General features: G+C 37.7%; 22 protein-coding genes. 15 read left to right on the top strand and 7 right to left on the bottom strand.

All coding sequences use genetic code 11. The features are described 5' to 3' along the window. The first annotated feature begins 79 nt into the window (after positions 1-79). The 8 genes from ACTB0Y_RS14870 (at position 80) to ACTB0Y_RS14835 (ending at position 7,434) form a co-directional block, all read left to right on the top strand. Entirely contained in the window at positions 80-325 is a 246-nt protein-coding gene (locus ACTB0Y_RS14870) for an AbrB/MazE/SpoVT family DNA-binding domain-containing protein (RefSeq protein ID WP_463207620.1), read from the top strand. Then, the gene (locus ACTB0Y_RS14865) at positions 316-639 is read left to right on the top strand and encodes a type II toxin-antitoxin system PemK/MazF family toxin (protein ID WP_463207619.1); all 324 of its coding nucleotides are present in this window, start codon (positions 316-318) and stop codon (positions 637-639) included. Before ACTB0Y_RS14870 ends, ACTB0Y_RS14865 begins: the two co-directional genes overlap by 10 nt. Before the next feature lie 434 nt (positions 640-1,073). After that, on the top strand, positions 1,074-3,161 hold the full coding sequence (locus ACTB0Y_RS14860) for an ArnT family glycosyltransferase (protein ID WP_463207618.1): 2,088 nt from the start codon (positions 1,074-1,076) through the stop codon (positions 3,159-3,161). Between the two features lie 73 nt (positions 3,162-3,234). Continuing rightward, positions 3,235-3,597: a hypothetical protein gene (locus ACTB0Y_RS14855; protein ID WP_463207617.1), complete on the top strand. Its 363-nt coding sequence runs from the start codon at positions 3,235-3,237 to the stop codon at positions 3,595-3,597. After that, positions 3,594-3,854 (top strand): hypothetical protein, encoded by a 261-nt coding sequence (locus tag ACTB0Y_RS14850; protein ID WP_463207616.1) that lies wholly within the window; start codon positions 3,594-3,596, stop codon positions 3,852-3,854. Before ACTB0Y_RS14855 ends, ACTB0Y_RS14850 begins: the two co-directional genes overlap by 4 nt. A 144-nt stretch (positions 3,855-3,998) precedes the next feature. Further along, positions 3,999-5,348, top strand: coding sequence for a multiheme c-type cytochrome (locus tag ACTB0Y_RS14845; protein ID WP_463207615.1), 1,350 nt, complete (start codon positions 3,999-4,001; stop codon positions 5,346-5,348). A 13-nt stretch (positions 5,349-5,361) separates the two neighbouring features. Further along, positions 5,362-6,567, top strand: a complete 1,206-nt coding sequence (locus ACTB0Y_RS14840; protein ID WP_463207614.1) for a hypothetical protein — start codon at positions 5,362-5,364, stop codon at positions 6,565-6,567. 60 nt (positions 6,568-6,627) lie between these two features. After that, positions 6,628-7,434: a hypothetical protein gene (locus ACTB0Y_RS14835; RefSeq protein WP_463207613.1), complete on the top strand. Its 807-nt coding sequence runs from the start codon at positions 6,628-6,630 to the stop codon at positions 7,432-7,434. Positions 7,435-7,857: 423 nt separating this feature from the next. Here the strand turns inward: ACTB0Y_RS14835 and ACTB0Y_RS14830 are convergent, their stop codons facing one another. Then, the gene (locus ACTB0Y_RS14830; RefSeq protein ID WP_463207612.1) at positions 7,858-8,622 is read right to left on the bottom strand and encodes a class I SAM-dependent methyltransferase; all 765 of its coding nucleotides are present in this window, start codon (positions 8,620-8,622) and stop codon (positions 7,858-7,860) included. A 590-nt stretch (positions 8,623-9,212) separates the two neighbouring features. Here ACTB0Y_RS14830 and ACTB0Y_RS14825 point away from each other — a divergent pair. Both ACTB0Y_RS14825 and ACTB0Y_RS14820 read left to right on the top strand, forming a co-directional pair. Next, positions 9,213-9,692 (top strand): hypothetical protein, encoded by a 480-nt coding sequence (locus ACTB0Y_RS14825; RefSeq protein ID WP_463207611.1) that lies wholly within the window; start codon positions 9,213-9,215, stop codon positions 9,690-9,692. Between the two features lie 120 nt (positions 9,693-9,812). Continuing rightward, entirely contained in the window at positions 9,813-10,406 is a 594-nt protein-coding gene (locus ACTB0Y_RS14820) for a DJ-1/PfpI family protein (RefSeq protein ID WP_463207610.1), read from the top strand. A 63-nt stretch (positions 10,407-10,469) separates the two neighbouring features. Here ACTB0Y_RS14820 and ACTB0Y_RS14815 read toward each other — a convergent pair whose 3' ends face one another. From ACTB0Y_RS14815 to ACTB0Y_RS14800, 4 genes are all read right to left on the bottom strand, one after another. Continuing rightward, the gene (locus ACTB0Y_RS14815) at positions 10,470-11,657 is read right to left on the bottom strand and encodes a C1 family peptidase (protein WP_463207609.1); all 1,188 of its coding nucleotides are present in this window, start codon (positions 11,655-11,657) and stop codon (positions 10,470-10,472) included. Between the two features lie 30 nt (positions 11,658-11,687). Next, complete coding sequence (locus ACTB0Y_RS14810) at positions 11,688-11,963, bottom strand: hypothetical protein (protein ID WP_463207608.1); 276 nt, start codon at positions 11,961-11,963, stop codon at positions 11,688-11,690. Between the two features lie 169 nt (positions 11,964-12,132). Next, entirely contained in the window at positions 12,133-13,443 is a 1,311-nt protein-coding gene (locus ACTB0Y_RS14805) for a dicarboxylate/amino acid:cation symporter (protein WP_463207607.1), read from the bottom strand. Between the two features lie 104 nt (positions 13,444-13,547). After that, positions 13,548-14,072, bottom strand: a complete 525-nt coding sequence (locus ACTB0Y_RS14800) for an FKBP-type peptidyl-prolyl cis-trans isomerase (protein WP_463207606.1) — start codon at positions 14,070-14,072, stop codon at positions 13,548-13,550. Positions 14,073-14,366: 294 nt separating this feature from the next. Here ACTB0Y_RS14800 and ACTB0Y_RS14795 point away from each other — a divergent pair, with 294 nt between their 5' ends. The 5 genes from ACTB0Y_RS14795 (at position 14,367) to ACTB0Y_RS14775 (ending at position 22,782) form a co-directional block, all read left to right on the top strand. After that, positions 14,367-16,988 (top strand): DUF5916 domain-containing protein, encoded by a 2,622-nt coding sequence (locus ACTB0Y_RS14795; protein WP_463207605.1) that lies wholly within the window; start codon positions 14,367-14,369, stop codon positions 16,986-16,988. Positions 16,989-17,115: 127 nt separating this feature from the next. Then, positions 17,116-17,892: an MBL fold metallo-hydrolase gene (locus ACTB0Y_RS14790; RefSeq protein ID WP_463207604.1), complete on the top strand. Its 777-nt coding sequence runs from the start codon at positions 17,116-17,118 to the stop codon at positions 17,890-17,892. Between the two features lie 30 nt (positions 17,893-17,922). Continuing rightward, positions 17,923-18,567, top strand: coding sequence for a WbqC family protein (locus ACTB0Y_RS14785; protein ID WP_463207603.1), 645 nt, complete (start codon positions 17,923-17,925; stop codon positions 18,565-18,567). Positions 18,568-18,599: 32 nt separating this feature from the next. Next, a complete protein-coding gene (locus ACTB0Y_RS14780; protein ID WP_463207602.1) occupies positions 18,600-21,851 on the top strand; it encodes a ligand-binding sensor domain-containing protein in 3,252 nt (1,083 codons plus the stop codon). 58 nt (positions 21,852-21,909) lie between these two features. Beyond that, on the top strand, positions 21,910-22,782 hold the full coding sequence (locus ACTB0Y_RS14775) for a hypothetical protein (RefSeq protein ID WP_463207601.1): 873 nt from the start codon (positions 21,910-21,912) through the stop codon (positions 22,780-22,782). Positions 22,783-22,803: 21 nt separating this feature from the next. Here ACTB0Y_RS14775 and ACTB0Y_RS14770 read toward each other — a convergent pair whose 3' ends face one another. Further along, positions 22,804-25,215, bottom strand: a complete 2,412-nt coding sequence (locus tag ACTB0Y_RS14770) for a DUF3160 domain-containing protein (protein WP_463207600.1) — start codon at positions 25,213-25,215, stop codon at positions 22,804-22,806. Positions 25,216-25,219: 4 nt separating this feature from the next. Next, a complete protein-coding gene (locus ACTB0Y_RS14765) occupies positions 25,220-26,626 on the bottom strand; it encodes a CapA family protein (protein ID WP_463207599.1) in 1,407 nt (468 codons plus the stop codon). Positions 26,627-26,648: the final 22 nt, after the last annotated feature.

The raw sequence follows: 26,648 nt of genomic DNA, 5'->3' as shown, positions 1-26,648 counted from the left end.
CGCAAAAAAAAATAAAATAAACCCTTGTTTTTTGAACATTTCTGTGGCAACTTCGTAATTACAAATAAAAACTGAAATTATGGAAGTATCAATTGTACAAATAGGTAATTCTAAAGGGATTCGACTTAGTAAAACAATTCTTGAGAAATACAACTTAAAGGACAGAGTAGAAATGATTCTGGACAAAGGACAAATAATCTTAAAGCCGATTTCAAAACCACGGAAAGGATGGGAAAAAGCATTCAAAAAAATGGCTGAAAATGGGGATGACAAGTTGTATTTTGACGACGTTTTTGAAGACGAAAATTTGGAAGAATGGAAATAAATCAATATGATATTTTTCTTGTTAATCTCGACCCGACAATTGGAAGTGAGATAAAAAAGACAAGACCTTGCGTGGTGATATCGCCCAACGAGATGAATAAATATTTAAAGACGATCGTGATAGCTCCAATGACTACAAGTTCTAAAAACTACCCGACACGAGTTGAGATTAAACATGACAATAGGATTGGTTGGGTTGTTTTGGATCAGGTGCGAACGATTGACAAACAAAGATTAATTAGACAATTAGGACGACTTTCAAAACCAGAAGTTAAAGAAGTCAAAGGAGTGATAAAAGAGACATTTGTTGATTAAAAACAAAACCTAACAGCGGGGAATAAAGCAAAGGCTGCCAGTGGTTTTCGCGGGCTCCGCAAAATAACAAATCTTTGATTTGTGTAACTTTACGCGCGTCCTCGAATTGCTAACAAAATTGAAGATTTTGGCTAAGTGAAGTTTGTCAGGTTCTTCCCCCTCCTACCTATAGCTCATAGCCGATCCCGATAATTCTGTCGGGGAGCATCATTGAAAATAAATTATATTGTGAGTAAAAGTTCGTTTTGCTCATAAAATTTGTAATATTGTAAAACGTAGTTTTGGCTTCGGGGCAAATTACTCATCACCTGACGGTGATTCATGAGCTTGGCCATGCTTTAGTTTTGAGACCGTTACAAGAAAGGCCGCACGCTTCATAGCCGAAAAACGTTGGCACCAATTATACCTAACCAATATTATAAACTATTCATAACATGAAGTTGAAAACTAAAAAACAAATCTTAATCTTAGTGGCTTTTATTGGAGTAATTATAGCTTATCATATATTTGGCTATATAGGTCATTATGGTTATGATGATTTACATTATGCCAAATTGGCTAATGATTTTAACAATGGAATTATTGATTTAGATGATCATTTCTCTTTTCGAACACCAATCATTATTTTAACTTCATTATCTTATCTGGTTTTTGGCATTTCCGACTTCTCATCGTCCTTACCTACCATTTTTATTTCTATAGTAATTTTACTCTTTATCTTCAACGTATTAAAAGAAAAAGGCAAAAAGACATTGATTATAGGTTTGTCATTAACAACTCTATCCAATTGGTTTATTTTTTATTCCGATAAACTGATGCCTGACATCTATATTGCCCTTGCAGTTATTTCTGCTTTATTTGCGATTCATCAATTTAGATTTAGAATACAAAACAATAGAATTATTCTGTATTCTATATTATTAAATCTTTCATTACTCTTTGGCTTCATGTCCAAGGGAACAATTGTTTTGATTCTTCCACTATTGATTTATTATTTTTTTGTTGACATTATACAAAAACGTAATATTAAATTTTGGACATACAATGTAATTATTGGCATTGTAATGTTTTCAATTTACTTTTTAATTATTTGGTGGCTTACAGGGGATTTTCTTAAACGTTTTGAGGCAATTACAAGTAATAGCTATTTAAATCTTTGTAGTTATGACAAACAATCCATTGTGATTTTATTTAAAAGGATTGGATTTGGCTTCTTCGAAATGATTATTAATCAGGGAATGGCGATAGGATTTATTTTTGTCCTTGCGTATTTGACGAGAGTAAAATCATTTCGCTTATTTAAAATGAATGATTCATTCTCCTTTTGGACAACATCATCATTAATATTGTTGTTAACCTCAAATTTCATGTCTATCTCGCTAACTTCATATTCTCCCATGTGTCTTGACCCAAGACATTATTTGTTTTTGATTCCAGTTGTCTCAATACCAGCATCAATAATTATTATGGACTTTATCGAAACAAAAGCTTTAAAAGTACCAATTACTGTCTTAACTACACTGATAACCATTATTTCTGTTTTTTTACAGGGGAATTTTTTCTGGTTACTTTATTTTCCTCTATCCTTGCTGCTTATAACGTACCTGTTTGTTAGAAATAACCGATTATATCAACATATTTTCATAGCTCTTTTTATTGCAATATTGTTAATTAAACCATTTTCACTGGTCAATTATGCACAAAAAATTGATTATGGGAAGCAAAAAGAAATATTTAGTGAGCATGCATTGGAAACCAATGATAGCAGTATTGTAATAACAAATGATGTTCAAAAGCGCTTTGGGAATTATTATAATAATTTCACGAATGACAGCAGAACGACCATTTTAAATTATAAAGAATTTAAATATGATTCGACTAGAAACAAAAAGAAAATCTTATTCCTAAATTGGTATACAAGACACTTATCTAGTATGGAAAACCATGATTTACCATATTATGCAAAGAATATTTCAGCAACAAATAAATTGCTCTATCAAAATAAGGATTTAAACATTGCAATTTACGAAATGAAGGATTTTTCCATTCCTGAACAAACTGGTAAACTATTGTTGCAATCAATGAACGACTTTGAGGACACAGCGGATAATTGGAACCAAAATAGTGAAAATCTTACGAGTGAAATCAAATATGAGGGAAATAGTTCACTTCAAGTTATTGAATTTTCTTCAACTTTTGAATATTACATAGATTCATTAGATTTGGAGAATATGAATGGAATATTTATAAGCTGTAGCGTTTATTGTAATTATCAGGATCAAACAACTTCAAAGCTTGTAATATCCATCGAAAATGAAGAAGGAGCTTATATCTGGGATGGTGTGGAAATAAATAAATACATCAAAGCCTATTCAAATTGGTGGAATATAAAACATGAATTAAGCATCAAAAAAAGTGATATAAAAGAGAATTCAAAAATAAAAGTATTCTTGTGGAATATAGACAAACAAAAGGCATATGTTGATAATTTTCAGGTCAAAATATTCGGAAATTACAATTAACTGGCGCCAATCGAGTTGGCTGCCATTAGGCCAAAAGCTTAGCGGAGAAACAAAAAGCAATTCCTAAATTCTTATGCGAAAATATCTACAATTTATTTTTACTTTCCGGTTTATGGGGATGCTGTTTGCTCTCTTTGTAACATCTATGGCCACAGCTACTTTTATAGAAAACGATCACGGCAGCCGGGCTGCTTTCGAGCTGATATACGGCTCAGTATGGTTTGAAGGATTGCTGGTGCTTACCATGATCAATCTTGCAGGAAGACTTATCATTGACAAGTTGTACCGGAAAGAAAAGATCAGTGTAATGCTTTTTCACCTGGCTTTCATTATCATCATCCTGGGCGGAGGCATTACAAGATATTTTGGAGAAGAACTTTTCTTGGAGCCATTTGGGCCAATGAATCCTGGGATCCGAAAGAAACCTGGTCTTTGATCAGCATTATTGTTTACAGCTTTATCATACATTCCCATAAAATACCGGCATTCCGTTCATTTTTCGCTTTTAATACCATGGCATTGCTTGGTCTGGGCTCAATCCTGATGACTTATTTCGGCGTGAACTACTACCTGTCGGGACTGCATTCATATGCCGGTGGCAACCCTGTACCGGTGCCTGCTATGCTTTATATTACGGTGGCTGCCCTACTGATTCTGGTATTTTACGCAAGGGTCAAAACCAAAAAAGGCTGAGCTCCCCTACTTATGCCTGGATAATATTTTTCCATACTTCCTGTAATTTATAACAATTATAAATACGCTGTAAAACAGACTAATGACTTGTGTTGCTACATTTTTTTTTGTACATTAGTTAACAACTAATTAATTACTGCTGCTATGAAACTCAAACCTATACTCTTTCTTTCTGCCCTTCTTATCATAATTTCCAGCTTCGTGGCCAGCGAAGTCAGGGTAGATCAGGTCGGCGAATTCAAATATGACGATTTTGACAAGCCGACAAAATGTAAAACCTGCCATAATGCCTTTTACCAGCAATGGAAACAGTCCATGATGTCGAAGGCATATACCCACAACTGGGACGAAATAGAATACTTTCAGCTCGCGGTAGCCCATTCAGAAAACGACCCGGCTATGGCCAAAGTTCATGAAGGTTGTAACGGCTGCCATACTCCAATGGCCTTTCTCTCCGGTGACGTACCCCCGCCAAAGCCCGAGGAAGGATCAAGAGCCAACGAGGCGGTTTCATGCGAGGTATGTCATCTCATCAAAGGAATCGATGGCGATACGGCCTACAATCACAACTTCATCATGACCAGCGGCAATACCAAATACAGCTCCCGCAAAGGAACTACAAATTCGCCGGAACATGAGATCATGAAATCAGAACTGCACAGCACCGCGAAATTCTGCGGCGCTTGCCATAATGAAAAAAGCGGCTTTGGTGCCTGGGTGAAATCCACGCAACTGGAATGGGAAGAAGGCCCTTATTCAAAGGAAGGTGTACAGTGCCAGGATTGCCATATGACCAAAGCAAATACCCGCACAGCGCGAATGGGTGAAAAATATCCTGATGCCAAACTACATTTGTTCCACGGCGCTCACGATCCCGGTAAACTCAACGGGGTAATCGAACTGCGCGTACAGCCTGACATGAAGGAAACAGTGCCCGGAGGAGTAGCCGTTTTTACCGTGGCATTATTCAACCAGAAAACCGGGCACAAATTCCCCACTGGCTCGGTAGAAGACCGAATTGTATGGTTGCACGTGGAAGCAGAGGATGAAAAGGGAAATACATATCATCTAAAAGTGGATAAAAAAGAATTTGAAGGTGAAGAATATACCATTGCCAGCGATGAACTGGCTTATCAGGATATGGCTGTTCCATTGCAAAAACCTGACTTTAAAGGCGTGAAACGTGAGGATGTTCCGGTAGGAGATCGCATTTTCCGTATGCCGTATTTCGATCCGCAGGGCAGAATGACCCTGATGCAGTGGAATACCAAATCGCTGGGCGTGGACTACCGTATCGGCCCGAGGGAAACCAAGCTGGAGACTTTTACTTTCAACCTGCCCTTTGAAGTAGCGCCGGGCAAACTTAAAGTAACAGCCGTGCTGAACTACCGGCTGCTCGTAAAACCCGTAGGCGAATTGCTGAATGTTCCTGAAGAGGAATATGCCATTCATGAAATCAACCGTCATTCTACAGAAATAACAGTGTTACCATAAAAAAATAATCAGTATGAAACGCAAACTACTTTTTACCTTATTGATGTGTGTTGCATTTGGATTTATCGCTGAAAAAAGTTCTGCAATACCTGCCTTTGCCAGGAAATACCGGCTTAGCTGTAAAACCTGTCATACTCCTTCTATGCCAAAGCTAAAACCTTATGGCGATACTTTTGCCGGTAACGGTTTCAAGCTTTCAGATGAAGAAGCGCCGCGCTATTTCGTACCTGCCGGTGATGATAAGCTGTCGCTGATACGAAACTTCCCACTGGCTGTAAGAATGGATGGCTTTATCAGGTACGACTTTGACAATGGTGGAAAAAGTGACTTCCAGGCGCCTTACCTCATCAAGCTGCTGTCAGGCGGACAGTTGAGTGATAACCTGGCTTATTACTTTTATTTCTTCATGGATGAAAGAGGTGAAGTAGCCGGTGTGGAAGACGCTTTTCTTATGTATAATAACCTATTCAACATTGACCTGGATGTTTACCTCGGTCAGTACCAGGTTTCAGACCCCCTGTTTAAGCGGGAACTCCGGCTCACACTGGAAGACTACCACCTCTATGGGGCTCAGATCGGGATTTCGGACATCAACCTAAAATATGATAAGGGGGTTATGGTTACCCTGGGGTTGAATACCGGCACCTCGTTCGTACTGGAAGTTGTTAACGGAAACGGAATACCAGAAACCGACGAGCGTTGGTATGACAAGGACAAGTACAAGAACTATGTGGGGCGAATATCGCAGGACATCGGGGATTTTCTCCGGATAGGTGCTTTTGCCTACACAGGCCGTGAAAAACAATGGAATACTTTTGAGGATGAAATAACCAACGATGTTTTCATCTGGGGCCCTGACCTTACTTTGTCGATTACTGAAATGTTTGAACTCAATGCGCAGTACCTCGCACGTATGGATTCTAAGGTTTTCCCCCATGGAGACAGCCTTGCAACTGCAACCATCAGCGACATTGAAACCACCGGCTTAATGGCTGAATTGTTGTTCATGCCCAAAGGCGATGACAGCAACTGGTATATGATGGGCATGTTTAATGACGTTCAGAGTGACTTTGATCAGGCAAAATATCGCTCCTACACATTTCATGCAGGTTATCTGTTGAGAAGGAACGTGCGCCTGGCCGCGGAATATTCGCTGGTGGATGATAACAACCTGGGAGAATACAACAAATTTAACGTGGGATTTGTGGCTGCTTTCTAAGCAAGAATAAGCTTTCTCGTGAAAATTAAAGTTAAATTAGAATCAAAAAACTTTATAATTATGACTCGATTAACCTTATTACTTATCACGATTATAATATTACTTTCAAATACAGCCAACAGCCAGAATCAAAAGGCTGTAGAGATACTAGAATCTATGCGAGAGAAGTATGAACAATCCATTGAGGATATAGATAACTATATCATGGAAAAAGAAGATCATACTATCTATTACAAAAAGTCATATACCGAAGATGGCAGCCCTTACTTTAAAACCAAAATTAAGGGAACGTATAGTGAAAATATGGAATCAGCCTCAGCAGCGAATAAAGACCTTTATTCGCAATTTTCCGAGGCAAAAGAAAAAGCAACTTACAAGGGAACTGATAAGGTCGATGGCAATGAGGTTCATGTGATTTACATCGATCAAATGAAAATAGAGGATTTTAATACAGAAAATACGATGAAAGATATCTTTTTGTATATTGACTCTGACAGATTGGTTATTAGACAAATGGAATTCACAATAAAATCTCAATCAAAAGATGGAGAAATGCGCGAGATTTCTCCTGTAGTTACAAACAGAGATTTTAAAAATGTCGAAGGAATGCTGATTCCCTATGAAACTGTTACTGTAATAAAAGGCTTAACTCTTTCTGACGAAGAACGCAAACAAGCAAAAAAAGGATTAGAAGATTTTGAAAAACAAATGAAAGAAATGCCGGAATCGCAAAGAGAAATGGTAGAAGAAATGGCAGGAGGCAAGCTTAAAGAATACCGAAAAATGATTGAAGAAGATCAGTATGAGACAGGGAGCCAGGTGAAAAATATAAAAGTCAATACCAGTATAAAAATGCAAGACTTCTAATCCTCTGCTTATGCGGCGAACGATTTCGAATAACCGTAAATTTGCAAACGAACATCAACGCCCCGGGGACATGAAACAACGATTATAAGCGTCATCCAAACGCCAAATTACTCATGAAGATTTTATTTATGGCATGCGTGAATCGCTTCGCTTATTTCTGCGTTATTCTTGTTTTTGAATCAGTCATCCCGAGAATCGGGACTCCTTGGATTCAAAAACCTGCACCACCCTTCGGTCGCCAAAGGCTTGCCGCAGGTGTTACGCTAAAGCTATGCAAAGGCGATGCTTTGTCTTTGACGCTTTCTTATCAAAGACTTAAAAAAAGGTAGTTTTCTTGCTGGCTATATAGTGCTTCTTAGAAAAATCTTGTCTTTTCTTAGAGGCACTAAATAAGAAATATTTGGTCAGGCAAACCTGTTATAATTATTTTTCGCCAAAGAAAATATAATATCTCCTTTTCCTTTTTAATAATCGTATGTTAAGTTTTACATTAATTATAAAAAATAGTTTTAAAACCGTATCGCGTAAATAACCATTTTTACTGAACTCGTTGAAATATTTCTTATACATTTTAAAACCTAAAATTACCTTGTCGGTTATATCATCGTTAGAATGTAAATTCAGATTGGAGCGGTTGAAAGCATCCTGATATTTTGCAAAAGTCCAATGATAATAATTCATCTTTTTTTTCCAACTCTTCAGTAATTTATTCTCTTTTGCAGTGGTTAGTATATCGGCTATGACAAATTGCCCCCCGGGTTTTAATATTCTATGTATTTCGTCGATAAATAATTCTTTGTGAGGATAATGAAACGCACTTTCAATATTTATAATAATGTCAATGCTATTGCTTTTAACCTGCGATAAATTCTGGGCATCCCCTTCAATGAAATTTACATTGTTTTTATTTCTTTTTTTCTTTTCTTCATTGGCGATTTTCACGTTATTGGAATTTAAGTCTACACCTATTACACTATTAACCGAATAATTATCTGCAACATATAATGCAACAACTCCATTCCCACAACCAACATCTAATAAATCTTTGTCTGTTAATGTAGAAAACTTTTCGATACAATATTCTATTAAATTATTCTGAGCCTGACTAAAAATATCCTTATTATCCTTATAAAGAGGATAATGAAGCATATGATGATCACCATTAATTTTTTTTAAGGCTTTGTTCATCGATTTATAGTAATCCCCGGTTGTAAAAGCTGTTTTTGTTAAGGTAAATTTTGACATATCTATTGTTTATATACTATTTGCGTTTATACATTTAAGTTACAGTAAAAATAGGTTTTTATTAAATAAAGAAATTTCTGCTGCTTAATTTAATTTTCTTCAAAAAACCACACCAATTTCGCTTCAATTACTTTTCTAAACCTTATCAGCTGTCTTCATTGCCCACGGTTTATTTCACAATTCAGAACACAACGTAAGACCTTGAAATAGTAAATTGTTACATTAAACCATAATCACAAAAATTCTATGATATACCACTGATTATGGTTTTGCTACAATAAAACGTGATGTTTTTCATCTAAATAAGTGAGAAATATTTAATCGGGCAAGCTTTGCAAACATTATTTTACATGGCTTCCCGATTTTCTCTAATTATTTATTGCGCATTTAAGATAATAGCAAAGTAGCTCCAAAATCCCCGGCCATTTAATACCGCAAAACGTTATACATCAGTTTAAAACATAGAAAAATTCAACTAATGTGTTTTTTTCAGATAAAGTCTATAGATTTGTATAAAACTAAATCGCAATAAGATGAAACAAGCACTAAAAGAAATAAAAGCAGGCGTCGGGCTTGATGATATTAAATTTGGAATGGATAGAGAAGACCTTCAAAACATTCTTGGTGAACCCGATGAAATTGACACCCACACCGATAATGAAGAGGAAGAGGGGATAACTGAATCGTGGCATTATGATGACCTGGAACTATCCATCAGTTTTGAAGAAATAGATGACCTGAGACTCTTTTCCATTGCAGTATCAGGTGAATTCTATGAGTTCAAAAGCAAGAAACTAATTGGACTGCCGAAACAAGACCTGCTTAAAGAGCTCGAAGCCTTAGAAATTGATGATTTACAAACTGAAGATTGGGCAACAGAGGACCACATTAAGCAGGAATTAGTTTTCTCCGAAAAGCTAAGCATTAATTTCTGGATGGAGGATGGCGTATTATCTGAAATCCAGTGGGGCCCGCTATTCGAAGATGAAGAAACCATTATATGGCCTGAGTAAAACAATGCCTTATAATTGCTGAATCAGCGATAAAATTGCCAGAAAAGAAGAAACCACAGCCCGTATGCTAAACCAGGGGCGAATGGGAGATTTGCATGCTGGTGCCAAACTTTACTTACTATGAAAAAAGTACTTTTACTATTGGCCAACGGATTTGAGACCTATGAGGCCAGCGTTTTTATAGATGTAATAGGCTGGAATCTCATAGATGGAGACGGGTCAACTAAATTATACACTTGCGGTTTGCAAAAAGAAATAAAAACTTCATTCGGTCAAAAGGTGATTGTCGACTATCTATTTAATGAAATCGATATTGAATCATTTGATGCCCTGGCCATCCCAGGCGGATTTGAAGAGTATGGTTTTTATAATGATGCCTTTGATAACCGTTTTCTGGATTTAATACGCGCATTCAGCAAACAGCATAAGATTATTGCTTCGGTCTGTGTTGGGGCATTACCAATTGGCAAAAGCGGCATTTTGAAAGGAAAAAGAGGAACAACTTACAAAATAGGAACAAAAAGGCAGGATACTTTAAGAAAATTTGGCGTCGATGTGGTGAATGAACCCATTGTAATGGATGATAAAATCATAACCTCATGGAACCCATCAACAGCAGCTGATGTAGCTTTGCTCTTGCTGGAATTGCTGACTTCAAAAGCAAATGTCAATCATATCAGGCATATAATGGGATTCCAAAATGCTGATAAATAGCTATCTCAGGCAATAAAAAATAAAACAATTATCACCCTACAGCAACCAGGGCCGGCTATATGTTCAAATACCCAGTTCGGTTTTAATACCGGGCATAAGGGCATCTTTATGGAGCATAATGCTAAGCGACTTATATTTAAAAAATGCTTCTGATGCATAGAAAAATCCGCCCTGGTCATTGGATTCGCCCCACGTGTTTTTTACTTTGAAAAAGATGTCGCCAGCTGCATCTTTATAATACCCAACTATATGCATTCCATGATCGTCCTGGGTACGGTAATCGTCGAAAGCCTGTTGACGAATCGCTTGCGTAATATGTTTTTCGGGAATGGGTTTTGAAAAACTATACATGTTCTGTTCACGCTCTGCAACAATCATAGTCTCCCACTTCTCTTTTTCACTACCACTCAATTCATCAATTTCAGTAGCAGGAACAAGAGCAATGGCATGCCGATTCGAAAACCCATCCTCACTTACATCTGATCCCCACAAAAGCGTATAACCATTGTCCAGCGCATAAATTGCCTGATTAAAAAATTCTTCCAGCTTCACATTATAAACTTCGCCAAAAGCCCAGTTATCCGGCACTTCCATAATAAACTTCGAATAAAACGGATGATGCGTAAAGGAGGACAACTCTATATAATTGTCAGGTACAATATTCATAGCACGCTGGAAAGATTTTGGGGTATACTCCACTCCTCTCCTTTCAAACTTTTGAGGCGCTTCACCCAAATAGGCATCCAGCACATTATCAAAAGCCCTAATCCATGCGGTACTTAACTTACGATTCTTGTTTTCAATCACGGCATTTACAATGGCATCAAGTACATTGTCGAACTCCCCATGCACATGCATATCTGTGCCATAATTAAGTCCCGGATAAACTGTTTCTGGCACAATACCATAAAGTTTTATCATATCCATCACATCATTAGACTCTGCGCCCGGACCAAAAGAAATGGCTCCATGAAAACGCACATAATCAATGGCTCGCTCGTGATAATCGTGCCGGATGAGCCACATCTCTGCCAGGTCGACTTCAAGATTTCTCATGCGTAAAATTTCGCTTTCCAGAAATGAGATACCACTAAAACTCCAACAGGTACCCGAACGATATTGATCTTTAATGGGCGTAGCATCAAGGTCGACAACCGGTGTCAATTGGTATCCACCAACTTTAACCCGCTCTTGTTGACCATGAACATTAACAACAATTAAAAAACCGATAAAAAAAAGAGCACAGCGCATAATGATTGATTTCTCGTTAGAAATTTCAATTTATTTTTTTGTTACCAGCCCTTTTAGCGCTTTGTATTTTTTATCAACATCATCCACCACCTTTTTTTGTAAATCGTTGACAAACTCACTGTTAATTTTTTCTGCATGATTTAATTCACTGATAAAAGCTTTACGCGATTCTTTCATTTCCAACAGCAACTCACGCGATTTGGTGTCTTCTTGTGCTTTATTAACTGACATGTGATGCAGAATATCTTCTTCGAGTCTTTGATATTCGTCTTTAATCTTCTTTTTTACTGTTCTTTTGTTTGACATGATTCTAAAATTTAAAGTGTGATAAATAGCTACTAAGTTAAGAAAATAATTTGCCAGATATTACAAATACTACGTTCAGAGTGGCATAATTTTGTGCACCAGATTTTCTTTGTTCATAAAATATTGTTTTAGCCATAATAAAATAGCCCCATTGTCTATCCACAGATTATCAGGTTTTATTAACCTCAAGATCTTCCGGATGCAACTTTTTCTCACTGGCAGCAATAATAGAAGCAATGGTGGAGTCACCAGTTACGTTTACTACAGTTCTGAACATATCTAATGGGCGGTCTACGGCAAAAATCAGCGCAATACCGGCACTGGGTATACCGATAGATTCCAGTACAATGACCAACATAACAATTCCGGCGCTCGGCACTGCTGCAGATCCAATAGACGCTAACGTGGCTGTGAGTATAATGGTCAGTTGTTGCCCAAGCGTTAAATCATAACCAAATACAATAGCAATAAACACTGCAGCCACAGCCTGATAAAGACTGGTCCCATCCATATTGATGGTTGCACCCACGGGCAATACAAAACTACTCACCTCCCGGCTTACACCGAGCTCATTTTCGCACTGCCGCATAGTAACTGGCAAGGTTGCTGCACTCGAGCTTGTGCTAAACGCAAGTAGCTGAGCCGGCAGCACCCCCTTTAAAAACTGTCCATATTTTAGTTTGGTAAACATGGCCAGCAAGCTGGGATAAACAAAAGCAACCAGGAATAATAGCCCGCCAATAACTACCAAGGCATACATTCCAAGGCTTTGGAGCAACCCCAGTGACGACGCCGGATCGTCGCCTGCAAGTTCTACCATTAAACTACCCATAAGCGCAAAAACACCATATGGTGCAAATTTCATAATAAGCCGCACCATAGCAATAATGATCTCGTTTACACCACTAACAAATCTATGTACTGTTTCTACTTTATGTCTTTCGAGCAACACTAAAGCAATACCAAAAAGAATGGCAAAAAAGATTACCTGTAACATATTGACATTATTCGAAGCCGCGCCAATAATATTATCGGGAACAATGTCAACCAAAAATTTCAGGGGACCTTCATCACTTCCATGAGCAATATTAATTTTTGAGTCGGCATCTCCTCCATAAATTTCCTGAAATTCTGCTTTTTTATCTTCGGGAAAATCTGACCCTGGCTTAATCAAGTTTACCAGTCCCAACCCCACGGTTATGGCTATAACCGTAGAAGCCACATATAGCAGAAGGGTTTTAAGTCCCATTCGCGACAGCTTGGAAATATTTTGAAGGCTTCCGATGCCTTGTACCAATGAAAAGAATATCAGGGGAACAGCAATAAGTTTAAGCATTCTGATGAATATTGTGCCCCAGGGTTTTATCCAGTCCATGGTAAAATCTTTCCAGCCGACTGTCGATGCCAGAAAACCATAGGCAATACCCAAAGCCAGTCCTCCCAGTATTTGCCAATGCAAGGCTACTTTTTTTCTCTTCATAGTGCTTCGCTAATTCAAAAATCAGAGAACAATGATAGGAAATTACAACCAATAAAAAAAGCGCCTCCTGCCGAAGACGCTTCATTTATCCTAATTTCTTTTGATTAGCATTCACTGCATTCACCATTACAGCTGCTGCAATCTTCATCTTGCTGTATGGCTGAAAGTTCTTCATCTGTAGCTTCTCTTACGTTAAGCACATTGCCTTTAAAATGCAGATCTCTCCCTGCCATGGGGTGGTTAAAGTCCATTTTAACGGCCTCATCACCAATTTCCAGTACTACGCCATTAATGCGGTTACCGGCTTTATCCATCATAGGAATCATGGCTCCCTCTTTAACGATATCATAATTCACTGCACCATCTACTTCAAAAACGTTCAATGGAAGATCCATGATCATTTCCTCTGATTTGGAACCGTAAGCTTCCTGACTTTTCAATTCAAATTCAAAATCTTCACCGGGATTCATACCTTCGATGTTGGATTCAAATGTTGGAATCATCAGGCCTGCGCCAAAAATAAATGTCAAAGGACGCTCTTCTGTTACTTTTTCAATTGTTTCACCATTGGCAGTCTGGTCTTTAAGTTCGTATGTAAGTTCAACTACCTTGTTCTTTTCAATCATCATAATTTGTTAATCTTTATATTTTAACTTGCGCAAATAAACAACTAATTCCCGATGCTTCAAAATTCCTGCCGTTAATTAATTGCTTATAAAACAATTCTATCCCTCCAAAAAAGGTTCCAGTCTGCCACAATGATGAATAAATTTCGTCATAATATAAATGTTTTGTGACACCTTGTGTACGCATACGAACATAAAAACAAAAAGGACCAAACACATAAAAAACTCACATACAAAAAGATACACATACATGGCATACCAATTGAATTAACATAAATAACCCATAACCCTTAAACCATGAAAAACCCAATTTTCACATTACTGCTATTTACTTTTATATTTTTGTCCATTGGTCTGGAAGCTCAAAAAAACTATCGTACAGTCCGCATTGAAAAAGCGCCCCACATTGATGGGAATCTTACCGACAAGGCGTGGAAACAAGCCCGGTGGATCAATGAATTTGTGCAACATGCCCCTTACGAAGGCAAAACACCCTCACAAAAAACAGTTTTTAAAATTATTTATGATGATAACTTCATTTACGTAGCTGTGCGAGCCTATGACGACGAGCCAGAAAAAATAGAGAAACAACTATCCCGGCGTGACAACCTAAATGGAGACTATATTCGTATTATTTTCGACAGTTACTTCGATAAACGCACAGCTTTCCGCTTCTCAGTTAGTGCTGCAGGTGTAAAAGAAGACGCGGTAATAAGCAACGATGGTGACGAGCGGGACAATAACTGGAATCCCATATGGTATGTAAAAACCCAAATCGACAAGCAGGGCTGGACAGCAGAATTAAAAATTCCATTAACGCAACTACGCTTCAGTAAGGCAGGTGAGCAAAAATGGGGGTTACAGATTGAACGGTACATATACCGTTTGCAGGAAACCAACCAGTGGAAACTAATTGCTCAGGATGCCGGCGGTTATGTGAGTCAGTTTGGCTTATTGACCGGCATGGATGATATCGACCCCAAAAAAGAGGCTTCACTGACACCCTTTGTGGTAGCGTCTGTCGATCAGTTTGAAAAAGATGCAGCGGACCCGTTTAAGAAAGATGGCTATGAGGCCGGCCTAAATGCCGGACTGAACGGTAAATTTGGCATTACCAATAACTTAACACTTGATTTGGCTATCAATCCGGACTTTGGGCAGGTGGAGGCCGACCCCTCGCAGGTAAACCTTACCGCTTATGAGACTTTTTACGATGAAAAACGGCCCTTTTTCATCGAAGGAAGCAACATTCTTAATTTTCGATTGATGCCCATGGGCAACTTTATGGCAGACAATCTATTCTATTCTCGAAGAATTGGCAGGAATCCGCACCATTATCCTGATTTAGCAGACGATGAGTACATGGATCGTCCGCAAAATACTACGATTCTTGGGGCAATGAAACTCACCGGAAAAACCAAACACGGCTGGTCTATCGGCGTATTGGAATCAGTTACACAAAAAGAATTTGCCAAAATAGACAATGGTAATAACTCCAAAAATGTGGCTGTAGAACCTATGACAAACTATTTCATCAGTCGTATAGAACGCGATTTCAATGATGGGAATACCGTAGTTGGTGGCATAATAACTGCTACAAACCGGCAACTGGATGCCAGTCAGTTCAATAGCCTTCACAGGGAAGCGTACACCGGCGGTTTCAACTTTAAACACCAGTGGGATGACAAAACTTATATTTTCCAGGTAAATAGTGTATTCAGCCATGTTAAGGGTAGTACAGAGGCTATTTCGGAAACCCAGCTTTCTTCGGCACACTATTTCAACCGGCCCGATGCCAACCATGTATATTATGATTCTACGCGTCAATCACTTACAGGCACAGGCACCAGCCTGATGCTCGGGAAAACAGGCAATAGTAACATTGTCTATGCATTATTCCTGAATGTTAAGTCGCCCGAACTGGAGATGAACGATATGGGCTACCAACGCGAGGCCGATCACATGTCAGAGCTTTTCTGGATACAGTACCGAACGCTCGAACCAAAAGGCATTTTCAGGCGTTTTAGCTTCAATGTAAACCAATGGGATGTGCATGATTTTAACGGAACACGTTTACTAACCGGTGGCAATTACAGTATCGGCATGGACTTCACAAATTACTGGAGTGTATATTATGGCATGAACGGCAACATCCTTCGTATGTCAAATTCCGCGCTCCGCGGAGGGCCCTATTTGCTTTTAAACCCCGGAATGAACCATTGGATATCAGTCAATAGTGACCATAGAAAAAAGTTCCGGTACAGTTTTGGAGGAAACCAGTTCTTTGCAGCAAAAAATGCAGAAGATATGTATAATGTATGGACTTCTATTTCATACAGACCGCATAAAATGCTCGACATACAGGTATTTCCGCGGTTTACGCAAAGACAAAACAATTTACAATATGTAGCTACCACCGAATTTAACAATAATAATGAATACATCATGGGCCATATTGAGCAAACCACATTGCGCATGTCGTTACGAGTTAATTTTAGTATAACCCCTACACTTTCTATTCAATATTGGGGTCAACCATTTATCAGTGCAGGAAAATACACAGACTTAAAACGAATTACGGATGCCCGTGCAGATAAATATGAAAACCGCTTTCAAAGCTTTACTGAAGAACAAATTAACTTAGTGGGCGACACATATGAAATTGATCAAAATCAGGATAATACAACAGATTATTCGTTTGATAAGCCCGATTTCAATGTAATGGATTTTATTTCTAACCTGGTTATACGCTGGGAATACATCCCCGGCTCTTCTGTTTATCTAGTATGGACTCAAAACCGCAGTGAATATTTGGATAAAGTGATATTTAATTTTTCTCAAAACACTGGAGACCTGTTCAATGTATCACCGTATAATGTTTTTCTTGTGAAAGCAACTTATCGCTTTAGTCTAAACTAACAAGGTAAATCCTGGGGTAATGCCCCGGGACTTTTTTCATATTTTCCCGCAAGCTTTAATATCAGGTGTTTTCGCATACGCAACCTTATTTTTTCCTACATTTGCAATGGTACATAAAGCTTAGCTTATGAAAATTACTATTCTAAACGACAATATTGCCAGCGGCATATGTGAAGCAGCTCATGGTTTATCGTGGTTTATCAATACAGACAAAAAAACACTTTTTGATACCGGGCCTTCGGATATTGCATTTCGAAATGCAGAGAAAATAGGAATAGACCCTAACGACGCAGATATGATCGTGCTGAGCCATGGTCATTATGATCATGGCAATGGATTGGAGCACCTGAACGGAGGCAAATTAATAGCCCATCCGGAAATTCACAGAAAACGCTATAAGAAAAGCAATGGGCGCAGTATAGGGCTTGATATACCCCAAAAAGATATTGAAGACAAATTTGAAGTAATATACAGCAAGGCTCCACTGCAACTTTCAGACAACACCTGGTTCCTGGGAGAAATTCCCCGGACAAATACCCGGGATTCAGGCCATGAAGATTTTGTGCTCAAAGACCAATCTCCGGATACCGTACCAGACGACACAGGCCTGGTAATAGAAACACAGAAGGGCCTCGTTATTATTAGTGGTTGTGCACACAGCGGTATTACCAACATTGTTTTAAGAGCAATGGAAATACTACCAGACAAACCTGTTTATGCAGTAATGGGCGGGTTTCACCTCAAGCCGGGAGATGCGCGCATTGAGGAAACCATTAATTTCTTTAAAAAACGCGAAGTAAAAGCTTTATTTCCATCACATTGTACAGCTCCTGAAGTCATCAGTACAATGCGGCAGAAATTGCCGGTTAAATTTGTCAAAAGCGGAAATGTCTTTAACTTTTAAACAATAAACCCTGGTCAATAATCAATTGCTATGTGTACCGTTGCCATTCAATCTACATACTTTCCGCCCATTCAGCAAATTTCACACATTATGCGATATAAACAGGTGATTGTAGAGCAACATGACACTTATGCCAAGCAAACTTTCCGTAACCGGCTGCAAATAGCAGGCCCCAACGGGTTACAAAATCTAAGTATTCCTGTGATAAAACCACACGGATCTAAAACTAAAATGAAAGATATTTTAATCAATTACGATAAAGACTGGCAGGATCAGATATTTAAAAGTATTCGTACGGCCTACCATAATACGCCATTCTATGAATTCTACATTGACGATTTCATGCCCTTTTTTAACACTAAAATTCCGGGTCTATTTGAACTTAATATCAGAACTTTAGAAAAAGCATTGGAGATACTCGAAATTGACACGAAAATTACGCCATCTGCTGATTATAAACATTCATACCAAACCGATTTGAGAGATATTGTACATCCAAAACCTCAACACAAGAAAAATGATATTTGTTATAAACCTGTATCATATCATCAACTTTTTACTGAAAAATTTGGTTTTATTGAAAACCTCAGCATAATCGATTTGTTGTTCAATGAGGGACCTTTATCTTATTTTTATTTGAAAAAAACAATTGTAAATAAAAAGCTATCTCCATAAAATTTTTTATTTTTATAATACAAAAAATAGGCATGCGCACCATCCTAATCATCATATTCCTCCTAATTGGCAATAGCACTTTTGCTGAGCGCGATGACCTGCGTTTTTTCGGATATGGAACATCTGATGGTATTTCGGTTGGTAAAGTGCGCAAAGTTTTTCAGGACAGCAAGGGATTTATATGGCTGGCAACCGAAGATGGGCTAAATCGCTTCGATGGGTATAATTTTGAAATATTTCGCAACCGCCAAAACGACTCCACTTCTATAAGCAGTAATAAAATCTGGGATATTACAGAAGACAACCAAAACAGACTTTGGATTGCTACTGGTTACGGTTTAAACTCTTACAACCTAATAACCGGCAAATTTACAACCTATATTAAAGACTCATCCACCAATTTAACTGACAACGAGATACGTAGCCTGGACATTTGTCAGGATTCACTGTTATTTATAGGGACGCATGGAGGCGGTTTAAATGTAATGAACCTTAATACCCGAAAAATAAAACAAGTGCCGTTGGAAGAGAACCCTGATTTTATAAGAAATATTACCTGCATCGACGAGAGAATATTCCTGGGAACCCATGGCAATAGTTTTTATATGCTCAATCCTCAAACATTGAATGCCCGTCAGGTGCTCATCGACCATGACGAAGAAACACAATATGTAAACCAGATAAATGCTTTTCTGCGCATTAGCGATCAACTCAGATGGGTTGGCACTGAAAATGGTATTTTTGAGTGTGACCAGTCAAAAGGTGAAATAAATAATATTACGCCCGACCATCTTTTTCAGCAAAAAGAAGAGGTGCTCAGGGTCAGAGATTTTTTGCGCGACAGAGATGGAATTATTTGGGTAACGACCAACCACGGATTGCTAAAATACCAATCAAATACCTGGTACAGGTTTATTGCTGAAAAAGACAAGGAGTACACGCTACGGTCCAATTGGCTGGTTGATTTATTTGAAGATGAATCAGGAAGCATATGGATCAGTAATAAAGAGAATGGCGTAAATGTAATCCACAATAAACAGCAAAAATTCAGGCATTACGGCACTAAGGCTAATGAAAATTCACTATCAAATAACTTAGTTTTCAGCTTTGCTAAATATGACAGCAATGAAATCCTGATAGGGACCATTGGTGGTGGTCTCGATGGTTTTAACCCATGGACAGAAAAATTTTATAATTACAATATATTCCATTCGAAATTAAGCAGTCAAATTACAGCCATACACGTAGAGACATTCAACAATATATGGTTAGGTAGCTGGGGAAGCGGGTTACAATACTTCAATCCAGAAACAGGTGAGGTGAAAAATTACAAAGAAAAAAGCGATGATCCGAATTCAATCAGCAACAATACCATTATCTGTATGGAACCGGCAAAAAACAACAATTACTGGATCGGTACTTTCGATGGTTTAAACCATTTTAATTCTAAAACTGAAAAGTTCAAACGCTATAAAAATATTGAAGGACTAAACAGCCATACCATATTTTTCATATACAGCAATCATCCGGATACCTTATGGCTTGGCACACGCGGTGGTGGGCTCGCTAAACTAAATATTCAATCAATGAAAGCCACGTCTTACCAGCATGATGCCAAAGACACCACAACCATAGCAAACAATGTAGTAAAATATATACACGAAGACCCAAACGGATATTTTTGGATTGCCACAGAAATGGGCATATCGAGGTTTAACCCACAAAACGGCAAGTTCCTTAATTACAATATCACTGATGGGCTACCCAACAACAACGTATGGGCCATTTTGCCGGACAAAGAAAATAATTTATGGTTAAGCACCAACAGCGGTATTGCGAGGATTACACTTGACTCAGCTTCCAACATCGTTGCCATAAAAAGCTACCAGAAAAACGAAGGGCTTAAAAGCCTCGAATTTAGTCAGGGTGCTTATTTACGCAATGCCAGTACAGGTACACTTTATTTTGGAGGCACTGGAGGATTTTACGCATTTGACCCGGAACAGATAAAACCCCGTCAATATGAACCTCCGGTGAGGCTTACATCCATTAAAGTAATGGACAAAGAACTGGAAAGTGATACACTCCCATCAAGCAAACGGCAAGTAGTAATTCCATGGCACAAGAACTTCATATCATTTGAATTTGTCGGACTCGATTATGCCCACCAGGGCAATATCAAATACAAGTATAAAATGATCGGGCAAAGTGATAAATGGAGCCAGCCCAGCACACGCACCTTTGCATCTTTCCCGGACTTACAGGATGGCGAATACACATTTAAAGTACAAGCCACCAATAGTGAAGGTGTATGGCCATCAGGCGACAGCAAAGAAGTATCCATACATATCAGGGTTAAACCCCCGTGGTGGCGCACTACGCTGGCGTATATTCTGTACATAATTATTCCTGTTATTGGCGTATTGGTATATATACGAATCCGAACTAGAAAGTTAAAGCGTGAAAAGCGTATTCTGGAAGAAATAGTGGCTGAACGCACCGCCGAACTCCGTAAGAAAAACCTCGATATTACAAGCAGCATACAATATGCCCAGCGCATACAACAAGCTATTATTTACCCTTCAATTACCGAGTTTTCAGAAGAATTTAATAATGTATTCGTGCTGTTTAAACCGAAAGATATAGTTAGCGGAGACTTTTTCTGGTATATGAAAAAAGGTAAAACCCGCATATTTACAGCAGCCGATTGTACTGGACACGGGGTTCCAGGTGCTTTTATGTCGATTATTGGGAATAACCTGCTCAACCAGATTGTATCGGAAGAAGGAATAACAGACCCTGCTGAAATTTTGAATGAACTTGACGAAAAAATTAAACAAAGTCTGAACCAAAAAGGGCGTAAAAGCGATACTTTCGACGGTATGGACATAGCGCTTTGCGCCATTGACGAAGAAAGCCATGAATTAACATTTTCAGGAGCCTATAACCCGCTTTATCACATCCGAAATAAAGAACTCACTAAATATAAAGTAACCCGTAGGTCTATTGGTGGCAGCCAGCTTAAAGCAGAAAAGCCATTTTACAACCATAAAATTCAGGTTGAAAAGGGAGACACCATATACATATTCTCCGACGGTTATGCCGACCAGTTTGGCGGCCCCAGAAACCGCAAGTTTACCAGTAAAAAACTACAGGAAAAACTTCTGTCTGTTCAGGATCAGAACATGCCAAACCAGCAAATGACCATGGAAGACACCATTGAAAGCTGGATGAAAGATTACGAGCAAATCGACGATATGATAGTTGTGGGTGTCCGTTTCTGAACAAAATCACCAGATTTGGTATTTATAAAAAAGGCATTGTTATCTTTGCGGCAAAAAGATGCTTTTTCTACTGCTCAGCATACTCTCCAGTGTAGTAATCCTGATTATTTTCAAGGTAACGGAGAAATATGATATTCCCATCATCCACCCAATCATCATTAATTACTTTATTGCCAGTGGTTTTGGATATTTCAATGCAGGTCTCACACCAACCGATGTAGCCAACATTCCACTGAACTGGATTTGGCCGGCTGCAATAATCGGGAGCATTTTTGTTTTTACGTTCTTTCTCATGGGGCTTACTACACGCAAGGCGGGCATTGCCTTAACTACAGTGGCCAGTAAAATGTCGTTCGTTTTTCCGATGTTTTTCTCCATCCTCATCGACGATAATGACCATTACACACATACTAAACTTATTTTGCTTATTATGGCCATTGTAGCTGTGTTTCTTACCGTATTCAGAAAACGGAGAAAAAGCCTTGAATCGCTTTTCATTATGCTGCTGCCCGTTATGCTCTTTGTGTTATTAGGGTTGGCTGATTCATTAATCAAATTTTCACAAACATTTTACATCAAAAACCCCAACGCTTCATCTATTTTTTCGTTTCTGCTCTTTGGATTCTCAGCTTTATGGAGTATTGTGCTTATCTTTTTCCAAAAAAACCGCATCACCATTCTAAAACCTAAAGCGCTTATTAGCGGTACGCTCATGGGACTGGCAAATTTCGGGTCATTGTTTTTCCTGATAAATGCCCTCAACGCACTGGTTATTAATAACTCAATTGTAATTGCCTTAAACAATACCGGTGTGGTATTCACTTCGGTAATCATTGCACTGTGGGTTTTCCGCGAAAAAGTCAGTCTGATCAACAAAATCGGCATTCTGTTGTCGATTATAACTTTTGTAGTGCTGATTGTGTTTTTGTAACCTAACCCTAAAAACAGCTAATTATCTAAATTGCATAACTCCATTTGGTTTTTCAATGTAGCGAATTACTGGTTGCAGCCATTTAGGTCTCGCCGGTTCATCATTACTAATAATCTTTTGCTTCCACTGCTCGTCTGTTAATGTACCTCCCTTAAATTCATAATAAGAAAAAACAGATCCTCGAGCAAGATAGAATTCACCTTGCATGGGTACTACAACAAAAATATCGTCAGCGTGTCCAATCCCTACATTTAAATTTGTACCATTATATTCGTATACATCTGCTACTATGGCCATTGATTTTTCACGCTCGGGTAAATGATCAGTTTGTAAAAGTCCCAATAAAATATATTCAATCTTCCCTCCAACATAATGAAGTTCGTTATAAGCATCATCACTTATCTTTTTGCCATCAACTTGGTCATGAGCTGTTTGTTTCAATAATAGGCCCAACTTCTTAATTCTTTTTAATTCGTCCATAAAAATATCCTGATGAACAGCTAATTCCTCAAGCCATTTTACCAGCTCTATAGACGAATCCCAGAATTTAAGGTTAGGCTCAACATAACTGTAATGTTTAGGTGGCTTTGGTCCCCCACCCTGGCCTGCCTCAGCAGCGAAAGGTTTTTCTTGGTATAATATAAGGTCATGCTTTATATGTGCCCACGATGCAAGTGTTGTTGATAACTCTTTACGATTGTAATAGTCTGTTTTCATATAATCCGGATACCTTGCGTCTTCTGAACTAGCATTTAGGGCAGTTTCTAAACCCTTAAATCCATAATTATGATTCCAATCATTAAAACTATTAAACTGATTCTGCAATTTTTTAAATTTCGGTTTAAAGCCAGACCAATCCTTTGCCTCGCCATATTCTTCCATAAGAATTTTTTCAGCCTGCTTGTTGCCAAATATAGCAGGAATATCCAGGCCCTTGGGGAAAGGCCTTTTTGAATCACGCTCATCAATATGAATAAGTTTAGAAAAAATTTCGCCACTTATAGAATATGTACTGGAAAACAGATACAATCGTTTAATTTTCGCCTCTTCTGGATTATATGATTCACCAAATTTTGCTTTAATCTTTTCCTTTTTTAATGACTTTAATTCATCTCTAATATGTGATAAGTTATTATCAGATAATGCATCTGACATATTACCAATTTCTAAATATTGCATAAGATCACTTAAAGACAAATTATCTTCTCTTCCTGCAATTTTTTCTATTATGCCAATATATTCGTTATACCTTTTTCTTAGGCCTATATCATTTTTAATGACATAAGCCATTAAAATCATACCTCGAAGTTGCTGCTCATTATCTAAATGTATTCCGTTCTTAGTAACCCATCTCAGTGCCTTAAAATACTTTTTCAGACTATCACTCTTAGTATAATGCCCCCTTGGTTTTAGGTCATTATACCATAAAAGTTGATTTTTAATAAATAATGGCGCCCCTATTTCTTTTTCGATTTGCTCTTTTTCTCTATCGAAAACAGTTCTATACCTTTGTGGAACAGATAATATTTCTTCTCCTAATGCAGCCTGTATTAAAGAACAATAAACCCTTGCCCACTCAGCTGCTGATTCTATTTTAGCACCTTTTTGGTTACGATACTTGTCTGTTTTTAAACTTAACTTTTGGACAAATTCAGCCAATAATGGGAACATGGTCTTTTCTTCTAACTTTTCTAAAAATCTTGCAAAATATTTATGCATTATAAACAAATAGAGATCTATCGTTATGTAATGTGGAATATACTGATAGGCATTTTTATCATATATATAAAAAGGCATTCCTCTATTGGCATCAAGAATAGAAAAATTGCGTTCCTCAAGATCTCTAAGGAGGGTATCTGAAATATTTGAAAATTGTTTATAGTTAACTACCAATTGCGAATTATACAATTGTAAGCCCTTTTTATCTACAACACGTCTATCTTTTCTAGCTTTTTCTTCTTCAAGAATGTCATTAATTAAATTCCTTTCCATTTGATTCAACTTCACCTTAAAGGAATCTACCTTAAATATGGGCAAGTACCATTTAAACCTATTGAAGTATCCTCTTAAAAAACCATCCTCGAAAAGGTAGCCGTTCCTTGCAAAAACCTCGTTTCTAAGTAATCGTAGTTCATCATATTGTAATTTTGTCAAATCTTCAGGAATACTTAATTCTCGGGGATTTATATATTTCAAACCCTGCCATTGATAGAATTTTTTAATATGAGGTAATTCATAATATGCTTCCAAATAAGCTTTGTCTTCACTAAAAACTATTTCCAGTTCCTTTTTTTCTTTCTTTTTTAGTTTTGTTTTCGCAGATTCTGCACTCTTCTCAGGGTGAGACTTTTCAGCACTTGATTTTTCATTATTGCAGCTGAAAAATATTACCAATAGAGAAACCAATAAATAAATAATAATGCTCGTTTTCATCATGCTAATTTTTTAAAGCAAACCCAAATTCTTCCCAAATATAATCACGAAAAAGAATCTGCCCATTTCTGTTTTTCTCTTTAATTTTCAGATATTTAATATCTCCATTATCTTCAATCTCAAAAGAAATTACTTCATCAATAAATTTAGTCCCCAACCAAAGTGGTTGCAATATATTATTCTTCAAAGTATAAATTTGTATTCTCTTATTAAAATTAGGATCAAAATTAACCTTTTTGGTTATACCTAACAAAATATCTAAAGAACCATCGTTATTAATGTCGGTTACTTCCAACTCAGACAGTTTACCATAAACTGTTATAGCATTAGAAGCATCATCTTGTTGAATAACCCGAAATAGATATTGATCCTCGGAAAACTTTTTAACCATAACTAGTGCTTCTTGGCCATAAAAATACCATTCGTCAAACGATGCTTTAAAACTCACATTATTGACTGGTTTCAACATCAACTTGTTTTGACATGGAATAACACATACATTATCAGCAAAGTAGTTGTTCTGATAGGCCTTTATATATAAATTTAAACTATCAGCGATGTGTGGAAAGTATCTGTATAGCTTTATAAAATTTAAATATGTCTTAATGGCGTCCTGAGTAATTTCTAAATGCGCAACCAGTCCGGTTGTTGTCTTTGGGAGATATGCATCAGCGATAAAATTCCCAAGACTATAAAAAACAGGCTTATTGTCAATAAATTCGATTGTTTGAATAATATGTGGATGATGTCCAAATATGCCATCTACCCCCAAATCAATAAACTCAGCAGCAAGGTCACGCTGCCATTGTTCCGGTGAGGGTTGTAATTCGTGCCCCCAATGTAAATACAATAACAGAGGAATATTTGGCTTATCACGTATAAATGCCACAATATGATTTTTCAACTCTTTTTTGTTAGTAATACAAAGGTGCTTATTCGAGGTCACTAAAGATGCAGATATTAACCCCACTTTCACGCCTTTCGCACTGATGATTTCAGTCTTGCAGGCATATCCCACAGGTTTCATTTTATTTTCCCTGATTGTTCGCAAGGTTTCATCAAATCCACTTTGCCAATAATCAAAACTATGATTATTGGCTAAAGATATATGAGTAACACCTGCAGCATATAAGATTTTAGCAATATTGGGTTTGGCTCTAAAATTATATTTATCGGTCTGCGCTTTCCTGGAGGAAGTAAAAGTACCTTCATAATTTACGAGTAAAAAATCCCCCTGCTTAATGTTTCCAATCGAGGTATCAAGTAAATCAGATCCGTAAAGTTCTATCTGATCTTTAACTCCACGGTCAAGGATAATATCTCCTGTTACTTCAATAGTTATTATACTACCTTCATTATTACAAGCAAGAAAAAAAAAGATAACCAGGAAAAAAAGATAAAATCTTTTCAAATAACACAAGTAAAAACACACA

The sequence above is a fragment of the Salinivirga sp. genome (assembly GCF_055145285.1).
Note: the sequence above shows the minus strand (reverse complement) of the source record. Positions and strands in the feature narration are given on the sequence as shown.